General features: G+C 43.1%; 11 protein-coding genes. 8 read left to right on the plus strand and 3 right to left on the minus strand.

Annotated elements, in window-relative coordinates; genetic code table 11:
- Positions 1 to 150 precede the first annotated feature (150 nt).
- Both U5O15_02585 and U5O15_02590 read left to right on the plus strand, forming a co-directional pair.
- A complete protein-coding gene (locus U5O15_02585) occupies positions 151 to 609 on the plus strand; it encodes a GNAT family N-acetyltransferase (protein MDZ7859551.1) in 459 nt (152 codons plus the stop codon).
- Between the two features lie 281 nt (positions 610 to 890).
- Positions 891 to 1,865 carry a hypothetical protein gene (locus U5O15_02590; protein ID MDZ7859552.1) on the plus strand — a complete coding sequence of 325 codons (975 nt, stop codon included), beginning with the start codon at positions 891 to 893 and terminating at the stop codon, positions 1,863 to 1,865.
- A gap of 100 nt (positions 1,866 to 1,965) precedes the next feature.
- On the opposite strand, the gene U5O15_02595 is transcribed toward U5O15_02590, so the two are convergent.
- Positions 1,966 to 2,658 (minus strand): HAD family phosphatase, encoded by a 693-nt coding sequence (locus tag U5O15_02595; GenBank protein ID MDZ7859553.1) that lies wholly within the window; start codon positions 2,656 to 2,658, stop codon positions 1,966 to 1,968.
- Positions 2,659 to 2,921: 263 nt separating this feature from the next.
- On the opposite strand from U5O15_02595, the gene U5O15_02600 reads away from it, so the two are divergent.
- The 6 genes from U5O15_02600 (at position 2,922) to U5O15_02625 (ending at position 9,780) form a co-directional block, all read left to right on the plus strand.
- Complete coding sequence (locus U5O15_02600) at positions 2,922 to 3,683, plus strand: protein phosphatase 2C domain-containing protein (protein ID MDZ7859554.1); 762 nt, start codon at positions 2,922 to 2,924, stop codon at positions 3,681 to 3,683.
- Between the two features lie 233 nt (positions 3,684 to 3,916).
- A complete protein-coding gene (locus U5O15_02605; GenBank protein MDZ7859555.1) occupies positions 3,917 to 6,205 on the plus strand; it encodes a vitamin B12-dependent ribonucleotide reductase in 2,289 nt (762 codons plus the stop codon).
- 37 nt (positions 6,206 to 6,242) lie between these two features.
- Complete coding sequence (locus U5O15_02610) at positions 6,243 to 6,770, plus strand: flavin reductase family protein (protein MDZ7859556.1); 528 nt, start codon at positions 6,243 to 6,245, stop codon at positions 6,768 to 6,770.
- A gap of 184 nt (positions 6,771 to 6,954) precedes the next feature.
- Positions 6,955 to 7,641, plus strand: a complete 687-nt coding sequence (locus U5O15_02615) for a hypothetical protein (GenBank protein ID MDZ7859557.1) — start codon at positions 6,955 to 6,957, stop codon at positions 7,639 to 7,641.
- Between the two features lie 3 nt (positions 7,642 to 7,644).
- Positions 7,645 to 8,601, plus strand: a complete 957-nt coding sequence (locus tag U5O15_02620) for a pyridoxal-phosphate dependent enzyme (protein ID MDZ7859558.1) — start codon at positions 7,645 to 7,647, stop codon at positions 8,599 to 8,601.
- Between the two features lie 234 nt (positions 8,602 to 8,835).
- Positions 8,836 to 9,780 carry an aminopeptidase gene (locus U5O15_02625; GenBank protein ID MDZ7859559.1) on the plus strand — a complete coding sequence of 315 codons (945 nt, stop codon included), beginning with the start codon at positions 8,836 to 8,838 and terminating at the stop codon, positions 9,778 to 9,780.
- Between the two features lie 25 nt (positions 9,781 to 9,805).
- On the opposite strand, the gene U5O15_02630 is transcribed toward U5O15_02625, so the two are convergent.
- Together U5O15_02630 and U5O15_02635 are read right to left on the minus strand one after the other, a co-directional pair.
- Entirely contained in the window at positions 9,806 to 11,263 is a 1,458-nt protein-coding gene (locus U5O15_02630; protein ID MDZ7859560.1) for an O-antigen ligase family protein, read from the minus strand.
- Between the two features lie 54 nt (positions 11,264 to 11,317).
- The gene (locus tag U5O15_02635; protein ID MDZ7859561.1) at positions 11,318 to 12,490 is read right to left on the minus strand and encodes a Xaa-Pro peptidase family protein; all 1,173 of its coding nucleotides are present in this window, start codon (positions 12,488 to 12,490) and stop codon (positions 11,318 to 11,320) included.
- Positions 12,491 to 12,522 lie beyond the last annotated feature (32 nt).

Below are 12,522 nucleotides of genomic sequence, written 5' to 3' on the forward strand. Positions count from 1 at the left end.
GGGAGCATTGCTCCTCCGCTTATAGGGTAAAACAGGATAGAATGGATTTGAAGCTTAGATGATTAAATCATCTGCTTAAGGGAATTAAATAAAAGGGTATTGTTTACGATAATTGGAGTGATAAGGAAGATTATCAAACTGGTATGAGAAATGAAAGATCGATCCTCTAATTCATCAAGTATAATCATAAGAGAGTTTTCAATAGAAGACTATGATTCGCTCCTTAAGCTGTGGAATGACTCGAATCTACCCTATAAACCGGTGGGCCGGGACAGGCGTGACAGAATAGAGCGTGAGCTTGAGGCGGCAAATGCTGTTTTTCTTGTTGCTCTCGTCGGAGATAAAATGGCAGGTTCTGTTTTTGGAACCCATGATGGAAGAAAGGGATGGATAAACAGGCTTGCAGTTGCGCCTGAATATCAACAGCAGGGTGTCGCGAGAATGCTTGTCGAGAGAGTAGAAGAAATTCTTTTAACTCTTGGCATCGAAATAACAGCCTGTTTAATCGAAAACTGGAATGGGGATTCCATGAAGGTATTTGAAAAATTGGGTTACACAAGACATTCTGACATAGTCTATTTTTCGAAAAGGAAAAATCCGGATGTATAAATTGCCCCTGGAATCTTAAAAAAGATCCATTGGGGGATGTTGATTTAATGGGATTATGAAAATCAACTCCGTTGTTTTACAACTAATGTTGTTATAAATGCTTACAATTCTTTCCAAACGGTGTTTTTTTGCGGGTTCAAGAATAAAAAGGCCCTAATACACCACCAATCCGATTGACTTTTCTCTCTATCTGTGTCATAATTAACACCAGACGAAGTCTATAATATTGCTTTCGTTATTATGGTAACTTGCATCAAAGGAGCATCAACATGCGGAAGCGGATGAAAACTGTATTTCTTATCTCAATATTTATTATCTTTTCGATAATTTTTGCGGGGCGCATTTATGCCCAGTGTTATGGTTCGCTGAATCTGCCTGACGATTATTTTAAGTACGATTATCTCGTAAGACTTTGCGTTCACTTTGGTGATGTGTCTGACCTGCCGGGGGACGTGATTTGCAGTAGAACTTTACCTGAAGGTGAATCACTGGTTGAAGTCCCGGTGTATTTCTACAACGCGCGCGATGGAATTATAGGGATTCAATTTGCCGTCGAGTCGTTTGACTCTATAGCTTCTTTTTCACCTCAGAACGGATTCAGTATAATTCAAAGCTCTAAGGAAAGGGATCAAGCTGGATACTACCGAATGAATATAAAGGCCGAAAAAGGGGATCCCCTTTGCGGTCCCGCATTGATCGGGTATGTTTATATAACGCGGTCCGGTGATAGTGATCCAGTATGGGTAAATATTGAAGAGAATACAACCAGCGGCGGAATCTTTGCCACTGACAAATACGGCAATATTCACTATGCTTTTTCACCGCAACACGGCGGTTATGTGGGAAGCAGTTTTTTATATACATGCCAGGAAACAATATGTGAAGAGCCTAATTTACCAGTCCAGGATCTTGTTGCCGATCCGGGATACGCTAACAGCGTGACGTTAACCTGGACTGCCGGCGGCGGCGATCACACAATAATACGCTACTCTACAGACCAATTCCCGGAAGGCTACGCGGATGGATTGTCTCTGGTCAATATCGAAAGCAGCCCTGGAGAGGTGAAACAGGTTTCCCATATTGATCCTCCAAGCGACATAGTTATTTATTATACCGCTTTCTCTGTCTCTTCTGTTTCAGGTGAAGTTATTAGAAATTCTTTTGTTGACTGCGGGGCCACCGATACTACTCTCTTTAGTAGGCCGATTGAGGCGGAGACTACTACCTGGGGAGCCCTCAAGAGTAAAATGAAATGATCTTAAAATCATTCCGCGCAGCAGCATGGTTTTTTCGTCAGCGGAAGCATAGGTGCGTTTTTATGCGGTGCTTGGTTTTCTCTTATAAGGAGTTAAATCTTCATTTTGACGAGAATAGATTTTCCAATAATCTTTGAAGTTCCTCCAGTTCAGATACAACAAGATCGCCTTCTTCGAGATTAAACCCTTTTGTAACTTTTGTCTCTACAGCTATTACTTTCATCCCGGCTTCGTGAGCGCTTGTTATCCCTTTCTGAGCGTCTTCGATAGCAAGACACTCGTACGGCCGCGCTCCAAGTTCTGAAGAAGCCTTCAAATATGTTGCTGGATGGGGCTTTGTCTCAGAGACCATATCTTTTCCTATAACAGCCTCGAAATTATGGCCTATTCCCTTTGCTTCTATAATAGAAAGGATGTCGTGCTGGTAAGATCCGGAGGCTATCGCGAGGGAAAAATCATTCTCCTTTAAAATCTCTATTATTCTTAACGCGGCCGGTAATATTCTAATGCTTCCATTTTTGCAGAAGCCGGAATAAACAGGATCCTTTTTGCTTCTTATATAATCCGGATCGAACTTGAGATTGTGTCTCGAGATTTCTCCTTCAGCTCCGCCTCCCTTGAAAGTCCATTCTAACCAGTATTCCTCCGGGTCTATTTTGTGTCCTTCAGAGGCGAAGGCTTTTTCATAAGCTTTCATGTGATATGGTTCGGAATCGACTATTATATTATCAAAATCGAAAACCACGGCGGATTTATTGTCAAGCAGACTTTCGAGAATTTGTAATTTTTCCAATGTTCGTTCCTGTCATTAGATTGAATGAGTGACGCCGTGTATTCAGATATACTATATACGCCGCGCGGTCTTTTCACCCGTTAATTTGTCAGTGATCTTGCCATATTGTATTGACCTGAATGAACTATAATGTATATCCTGTTGTTGAGAATAACAGTTTTGAGCTTAAGACGCAAGGGATCCCGTTTAACAGCGGATGAAGAGGATAGAACAATTGTGCCTACAATAGCCCTGGCGGAGATAAAAACGGGAGTTTAGTCGTAATGAAGACCTTCGTTAAAAGAGGAAGAAGTTATATTCTGGCGGCGGCGACCGATAAAGGTAAAGTCAAAGAGGAAAATGAAGACTACTTCGGAATATTTCAGCCGGAAACTGAAAAATTAATAACCCAAAGGGGAATTCTCGTCGTTTTAGCGGACGGAATGGGAGGTTTGTTCAGGGGGGGCAGAGCAAGCCGCGCGATGGTCGATACTATGGGGGAAGTCTATTTTTCAAATAAAGAAAGAGATGAAATAGAGACCCTCAAAGCGGCTTTTAAGGCGGGAAACAGAAGAGTGTTCGAGCAGGTCGGAGATGGAATAGAAATAAAAGCGGGGACAACTTGTACCTCCGCCGTTCTCATGGAGGATTCTATAAATATCGCGCATGTTGGAGACTCCAGAGCTTACCTGATAGATAAGGATAGAATCAGACAGCTGACAGAGGATCACAGTTATGTTTCTGCCGTGGGTAATTCAGTCGGTTCAAGATATAAAGGTTCTAATTCTTCAAGAAGAAGGGTTATGACCAGATCAGTGGGTGTAAAGAAAGAAGTGGAGATAGATCTTCTTAAAGGCATCTCCTGCGGGAGCGGCGATACTCTTCTTCTTTGTTCTGATGGATTGTTTTCAGAGATTACTGAAGGAGAAATAGCGTCGGTTGTCCGTTCTAATAAACCGCAGAAGGCTTGTCCTAAATTGATAAAGCTCGCGCTCAAGGCAGGCGGCAATGATAATATTACCATTGTAATTGCTGAAAAACTCTGAATAAATGATTTTTCTTCTTAAGAACAGGGCGCTGTTTTTATCTTATCATCTGTAATCTTGTATCTTTTTATAGCCTAACTTGAGTTATTTTAGCAAGTTGTGATTTTTTTTATTTTCTTTGTTGACTCCACAATATCTGGGGTGTAATGTATCTATTGCCACAATATGTTGCGCAGCTGAGACTAATTAAATAGATATAATTTGGACGAGCTACTGTATTTTTGGAGGTTATAATGTCGAAAAACCGTAAAGAACCCCGTATTGGTGAAAACGCGCTGCGTGTTTTAAAAAAGCGTTATTTTCAAAAAGATGTTGACGGCGGGTTGAAAGAAGACCCTCGAGGGATGTTTGAGCGCGTAGCGTCTAATATTGCCTCAGCTGAAGATAAGTATAAAGGTGGCGACGGCCCGGCCAAGTGGAAAGAAGAATTCTATGATATTATGGCATCGCTGGATTTTCTGCCCAATTCACCGACACTGATGAACGCCGGCGCTAAGCTGCAGCAGCTTTCAGCGTGCTTTGTTTTACCAATAGATGATTCCATGCAGAGTATATTTGAAACAATAAAACAAACGGCGCTTATTCACAAGAGCGGCGGAGGCACCGGATTTTCTTTTTCTAGAATAAGGCCTAAGAATGACGTGGTAAATACGACAAAGGGCGTTTCGAGCGGCCCGATATCCTTTATGAATGTTTTTGACGCTGCTACGGAAACTGTAAAACAGGGCGGGACGAGGCGCGGCGCGAATATGGCTATTCTTAGAGTTGATCATCCCGATATAGTTGATTTTATAACGGCGAAAAAGAACAACAAGAAATTAAACAACTTTAATATTTCCGTGGGCGCAACGGAGCGTTTTATGGAAGCGGTTGAAGAAGATCTTAATTATGACCTTATCAATCCTCATACGGGAAATGTTGTAGACAGCATACCCGCGCGAAGTGTATTTAAGCTGATAGTGGAGCTTGCATGGAAAAACGGCGAACCCGGGATAGTCTTTCTCGACAGGATAAACGCGGACAATCCTACACCTCATGTGGGTAATATTGAAAGCACCAATCCCTGCGGGGAACAGCCCCTTTTACCACATGAATCATGTAACCTGGGGTCAATAAATCTATCTAATATGGTAAAGGTAATGGAAGGAAAGACGCGAATAGATTTTGACAAGCTTGGAGAGGTGACCGCGAAAGCTGTTCGTTTTCTTGATAACGTTATTGACGTAAACCGTTATCCTCTGAAGGTCATAGGTGATATGACCTTGAGTAACAGAAAGATCGGCCTTGGAGTAATGGGATTCGCCGATATGCTTATTGCTCTCGGCATACCGTACAACTCTGAAGAAGCCCTGGAGGTTGCCGAGGAAGTTATGGGATTCATTCAGCGTGAGGGGCGTAAGGAGAGCATGAACCTTGCCGAAGAACGGGGCGCATTTCCTAATTTCAAGGGAAGTGTCTATGACATGCCCGATTCGGGGAGCGGGAAAGACAATAAAAGTAAGCGAAGACCGGTCCGTAACGCTACGGTTACTACGATAGCTCCGACTGGCACATTGAGTATTATAGCCGGTTGTTCAAGCGGTGTTGAACCTGTCTTCGCCATAGCCTATATCCGGAATGTAATGGATGACGATGAACTGATCGAAGTAAACCCGATGTTTGAAGAGATAGCCAAGAGAGAGGGTTTCTACAGTGAAGATCTTATGAGAAAGATCGCGAGGCAGGGTTCTATTCAGAATATTGACGGTATCCCGCAGGAATGGAAGAGGATATTTGTTACAGCTCATGATATCAGTCCTGAATGGCATATCAGGATTCAATCGGCATTTCAGAAATACACCGATAACGCGGTATCAAAGACTGTTAATTTTTCGAAAACAGCCGAAATTCAAGATGTTGAAAAGGTATACCGCAAGGCATATGAACTGGGTTGTAAAGGAGTTACCATATACCGAGACGGCAGCCGTGAAGAACAGGTTCTCAATATCGGTTCTGTTAACAGGGCTAAAGAAGAGCAGGAAAATGAGCATAATGCCGATATAAGCGATCTTCTCACACCAAGGCCCAGACCCGCGGTTACTACAGGCAGCACATGGAAGATGACAACCGGCTGCGGTAATCTTTATGTGACGATTAACCACGATGAGCATGGACCTTTCGAACTGTTCTCCCAGATGGGAAAAGCGGGCGGATGCTCGGCTTCACAGTCAGAGGCTATAAGCCGTCTTATTTCTCTGTCACTTAGAGCCGGCATCGACCCTAAGGAGATTGCCAAGCAGCTTCGGGGGATTCGTTGTCCCAATCCGGGTTGGGAAGAGGGCGGTATGAATCTATCCTGCAGTGACGCTATAGCTAAGGCTCTTGAGCGGTATATTCAGGAGAATGAAACACCAGTGGAAAAAGAGGCGAAGAGGGGCTCATCGATGTTATTTGCCGGATCCTGCCCCGAGTGCGGAGGTGTGATGGAGCATGAAAGCGGCTGCGCGGTTTGCCGCGAGTGCGGATATTCAAAATGCGGCTGACACATAGAAATCAAAATATAAGCGAGGTGGATTTGTAGTGATAAAAGGAAAGAAACAGTTTGATAATTCGTTTATTCTAGCTCCTGTGCCTGTAGTGCTGGTTGCCTCCAGACATAATAAGCTCGGAGATAATCTTATTACTATCGCGTGGTGCGGCGTCGGTTGTTCCGACCCCGAGGTCATAAATATCGCGATAAGACCCGGCAGATATTCCCACAGGATTATAAAAGAGAGTGGCAGCTTTACGGTTAATATGCCGGATTATTCTCTGCTTGATAAAGTTAAGATATGCGGCGCGGTTTCAGGCAGAGACTGTAATAAATTTGAAAGGTCCGGGCTTACAGCCGTTTCCTCCGATAAGATACAGGCGCCTCTTGTGGCAGAGTGTCCCGTAAATATCGAGTGTGAACTTTTAGATATAAAACCGCTTGGTGTTCATGACCTCTTTATCGGCAAAGTAGTATGTAAACACGCCGGCAGCGGACTTATAATGGGAGATGGAAGCCTTAATCTCGATGGGATTGAGTTTATAAGCTATGTTAACGGCAAGTACAGATCTGTATGAGTGTAAAAACATATTTATTAAATACCTACCCGTAAAGGTAATGTAATATAAAAATTTAAATTATAAGTTTAAATTATAGTTGTTGATATTTTTAATTTTCTATGGTAAAATGTAGTTGGTTAAGAACATTTTATAAATTTATAAAATGTTTGCGGATTTTTTAACATAAATTCAGGAGGGGAAAATGAAAGTAGCTTTGAGAGGCTTATTAACATTATTTATCATTTTCGTTGTAACAACAGCTCCAGGCGCTTTGAGGGCTGATCCTTGCCTTGTGGTATATCCGGATATCAGTTGTATATACTATTACGATTCGAGTGAATACTATACGGTCGGTCCGGGTGATTCACTCTACGATTCCGAGTATGACCGCGGCGGGGAAGTTCTGCTGGAGGTTGGAAGTGGCGAGATCGATCTGAGCATTTACCAGGCGCCGGGTCTGTCCGGGTTTGAACCGTCGAGCGGAGAGAACGAGGGATTCGTTTTTTCGAACACGGCTTTTACGCTCTATCTTGACGGTTTTTCCAATGAGCCTACAACCTATCAGAATATCCTCGTTAAGTTCGACGATATTCTGCCGGAAGGGTGTTCTCCGCTGATTACGGTTGACGGACAGGTCTTAGCTGGAAATGAATATAATGCGGGTGATCTGGTTGTTTCCACGCCGACAGAAGAAGGCAATAATTATTCTGATACAATAGCCCTTGATATAAACTGGTCTGGATGCGAAGGGATTCACATCTGGGCGTTTTCAGATGAGGATTACAACGGTATACGAGATGGCGGGGAGTGCTTCACTGCCTATTCTCACGATGTGCAGATACCGTCTGAAAAATCAACTTGGGGCGCTTTGAAGTCGGACTACAAATAGGGAATGCACAGACCTGCAATTAATGAAATAAGAGAAGCGTCTAAAAGGATAGCTCCCTATATACATAATACTCCTGTTTTAAGATGCCAGGCGGTAGATAATCTCTTCGGCCGCGAGGTTTTCTTCAAGTGCGAAAATTTTCAAAAATCCGGAGCTTTTAAGATAAGGGGAGCGGCAAACGCCGTTTTCTCCCTTGAAGAAGATGAGGCTGAAAAGGGAGTTGCTACACATTCATCAGGAAATCATGGAGCCGCTCTGGCTCTCGCGGCACGGGCGAGGGGTGTGGGATGTTATGTCGTTATGCCTGAAAATGCTCCCGGAGTAAAAGTCAAAGCGGTATCCGGCTATGGAGCTGATATCTCTTTCTGCAAGCCCACACTGAAAGACCGTGAAAGAGTGTTGAAGGAAGTCGCCGATGAAACAGGAGCTGTTTTTATCCATCCATCCAATAACTCAGAGGTTATAGCCGGACAGGGGACAGCGGCGCTGGAGTTTCTTGAAGAGGTCCCGGATATTGACGCACTGATAACCCCTGTGGGGGGCGGTGGTCTTCTAAGTGGTTCCGCGATATCGACTACCGCTGTTTCGCCTGAAACAGCGGTGATTGCCGCAGAACCGAAGGGAGCGGATGACGCGTTCCGTTCTTTTAAATCTGGGAAATTAATTCCATCTGAAAATCCAGAGACAATAGCCGACGGCCTTTTAACATCCCTCAGCGATCTTACGTTCTCGATTATAAGGAAATATGTAAGCGATATCGTTACAGTCAGTGAAGAGAATATAGTGGGGGCAATGAGGCTTATCTGGGAGAGGATGAAGATCGTCGTAGAACCTTCAGCAGCTGTCGCGCTTGCGGCTATGCTGGAAAGTAATAACAGTATTCCGGGCAAACGGGTTGGGATTATCTTATCGGGCGGGAATGTTGATCTAAACGCCCTGCCTTTTTCGGGGAAAGATTAGGGAAAGCAGGTAGGCGCATCTTGCTCTCGTTAGGAATGAGGCGAATTTCCGTCGATCTTCCGAGAGATTAAAATGTTTCTTTCTTTACTTTACCCAGGTGAATTATAAATACTTCAGCCCTTGCAATAGTATTTCATTCTAGGTACAATCCCCCCGATGTTATTTAGCGTTAGGGAATAACCTGAACGCGGAGAATTATGGTTTTTCTTAACACTGTAAAATAAGGAGGAAAGAATGAACAAGCTCTACCAGGCCGCTAAGAAAACAATATACGATGGCCTTAAGTTAAAAAGGGGAGAGAGTTTGCTGCTCGTAACTGACAGAAAGAAGTTGAGAATAGCGGAAGCTATTGCCTATTGGGGCAATAAAAAGAACGCGGAAGTAACGACATATCTTATGACAGAGACTCTAAGGCCCATAACCCAGCCCACAGCAATCTTTAAATCAATGATGCGTAAGGCGGATGCTACTATCTATATGCTTGACGCGAGGATTGAAGAGAAACCATTCCGGGCGTATATGGTCGAGAATGGCGGGAAAAAGGGGCGTATAATTATGATGCCCGGCATCACCAGAAATATGATGGAGCGTCTTGTAAATATAGATTATCAAAAGATGAACACCTTAACAAAAAAGGTAATAAGAAAGCTCAAAGATTCTACCGAAGTTCATGTAACAAACCATCTGGGAACAGATATCACATTCAGCGTGAAGGGGCGCTGTTGGGAAAATGATAACGGGGAAATAAGAAAGATGGGAGAGCACGGCAACCTTCCCGCCGGGGAGTGCTATACTTGCCCGGTAGAAAATACATTTACCGGCAAACTGGTGATAAGTCTCATAGATGACAAGAAGGGCAGAGGTACGATGATCTTTGAAAAGGGCAAGCTTGTCGATTACAAGGGTAGAGGCGTGAGAGAGATTGTGAAAACGATCGGCAGGGATCCTTCCGGCTATATAATCGGTGAATTCGGGATAGGAACGAATAAGGGAGCCAAAATATGCAGGAATATGCTTGAAGCTGAGAAGGCGTTTGGCACGGTACATTTTGCCATCGGCGACAGCTATGGTCTTGGAAAGAACAAGAGCAAATGGCACTTTGACGGACTTGTTGAAAAGGCAACCCTGAACGCGGGCAGAAAGAAGATTATCAGGAAGGGTAAGTTTCTTGTGAAGTAGTTTCAGGTTATGAAGTTATGAAATATCAGGAAGGAGCGGTATTTTCCCGTTCCTTCCTGTTTTTTTGAATAATATTGTATGTTGCGACAATTATTCCGAATAAAGACCAGATGAAAAATGTGTAAGTACTGTTTCTGAGGTATTCAATCTTTATCTGATCGAAAAGGAAGATAACAATAACTACATGAAGTATCTTCATAAAGGCCTCTGGGAAAGGAGAACGCGTAATGGAAGCCTTTATACCTGAAAAGGTTGATTTTACGAGTCTATATATTAAGAATAAGAAGGCCAACAGCCCAAATATTCCCAAGCTGTTGAAGTAAAAGAGATAGAGATTGTGGGGCCAGAAGCCGACGTTAAATCCCGTTGAAAAATCCCATCCGGGACCTTGCCCGAACCACGGGTGTTTCATCCCTCTTTCTATCGCGGGAGCCCAGGTACCGAGTCTGTTTGTCGGAATAATTCCTCTTTGAAAAGTGGTTTTAACGACTCTGTCGAAGAGAGAACCCGACGTTGTGTAATTGGCCACAAATCCTTCAAGTACCACAATTACAACAGCTAATCCCCCTACGATATAGACGAATTTTGTTATATTTAAGTCCTTTCTAGAGAGGAACATAAGATAGACTATTCCCAAAACGAGAGAGAAAAACGCGCCTCTTGTTATAGTGGCAAACATCATAAGAAGATCAGTCAGCAGCAGGATTCCAAGGAGAGCGCGTGTTGCAGTTCTTCTCGCTCGTATCAGTACAAAGAAAATGATAAATGAATTCAAAGCAAGGAATTCAGCATTTAGTTCAAAATCATGAAAGGGTCCCGTCATTCTTATCCCCTTCATGATAAGTCTTGTTTTATGAGTAGTATACAGCCAGTTGGGAACTAGAACTTTACCGGGGAATATCATTTCAAAGATAGAAAATACGATCGCGAGAGATGCCGTTATCAGCATTATATTTACTGTTTTTCTGAGTTTTTCTTCGTCATCGATAAAATTTATAATTAAAAGCATGAATATCGCCGCGGCCAGAAAATTGCCCGTGTTAACAAGTGCAATATGCATAATTCTCGTTCCGGCAGGGACATTTATGAATGATAAAATATATGATAGAATCAGCAAAAGAAGGGGTAAGAAAACTGTTTTATCAAGATGGAATTTATAATATCCTGTTGAGACCCTGATAAGATAGATAAGCAGAATTATCAGTATAAAAATGGAGGTTGAATTTCCCCACGACATGGCAAACGGGAAGGGGTAGATTATAAGAATAAGCCAGACAGAAGCAAGAATGGAAAAATTCCACAGCATTAATACAAGAATAGAACCAGCTATGGCCTCTATAACTCTTTTGTTGGGATTATATATCTGGCTTCCAACTAGCAAACCTACGCCGGCGGTGATCATAAGGGTTTTTAGTTTCGATAAATTTCCCTTTAATAACCCTTTTTTATCTGTGTCAGCATATTTATTATCTGATTCTTTCATATAATTCAGGTGTTCATGCAAAAAGAATACCCGGAGAGGCAAATAACGGCCCTGTCAGATTAATATTATCTCTTTCTGGGGATCGGAAAGGAACTTGCCCCCGTCCTTTTCGACCACTATTATTTCTTCTATTGTAGCGACTCCGTAGTCGGGCATTATTATCCTCGGTTCAAGTGTGTAAATCTGGTTTTCTTCGATCTTAAGATAGGGCAGGTTTCCGTATCTTTCCCATTCCGGGCAGAGAAGCCCCGCTCCGTCATGAGTTTTTCTGCCTACCTGGTGCCCCAGGGCGTGAGGGAATTCCTCATAACCCCTCTCTGTGATGTATTCTCTTACAATCGAATCTATCTCTCTTCCCTCCATTCCTGGCCTTATTTTCTGTGCTCCAAGCGCTATAGAATCACGGATTGTATTGAATGCTCTTATTACTTCTTCGGGGGCTTCCTTTTCGTCTTTACGAAGGAAATACCAGGTCCGCTGAAGGTCAGAGCAGTATCCTTTCATTCTGGTGCCGAAATCTATATTAAGCACGTGTCCCGGTTTGATCTCTCTGTCTGTGGGCTGCGCGTGGGCTCCCGCTGATTCCGGCCCTGTAAAAACGGCCGGGCACTGAGAGCTTTCCCAGGAGGTTTCAACGCCTTCCTTTTCGACTTCGCCCAGGATAAATTCGGCTACTTCTCTTTCTGTCATACCGGGCTTTATTATTCCGGTTACACGTGAGAATATATCGAGAGTAAGATCAATATTTTCCTGAATCCTGTTTATTTCCTCTGGAGTTTTTCTTCCCCTTAATTTGGAAATTATCTCTTCTGAGCTTACCAGCAGGTTCTCATATTTAGTTCCCTTCAAATATTTACTAAGTGTTAAAAACATTCCATGGCTTAAACCGTCAGCCATAATATCGTTTTCAGAAAAGTTGATCGCTATTTTTTCAGGGGATAACCGGTCCAGTTCACCGAGCAGCGTTTTTCCTATTCCTTCTTTATAGCCGGTTACATTATAACCGCCGATTCCTCTGATCCTTGCCTCATCAAGGCTGCCCACGATCGCTGTTGGTTCTCCTTCGGCGGGAATAAGAAAAGCCGAATGCCATGTGCAGTTTTCGCCTAAGATAAGATCGAGTACCGGATCGCCGTTTGATTCAGTCTCTCTTACAAATGTAAGCCAGAGGTCTATATCTGTTTCTTTCAGTATCTCCCCGGCCTGTTTTATCTTTTCTTTGATCATTTGGGTTTACTCCTTGAAGTTTGATTAAGATA

It is taken from the genome of Candidatus Krumholzibacteriota bacterium, from assembly GCA_034520215.1.
Classification (GTDB): domain Bacteria; phylum Krumholzibacteriota; class Krumholzibacteriia; order Krumholzibacteriales; family WJIX01; genus JAGHBT01.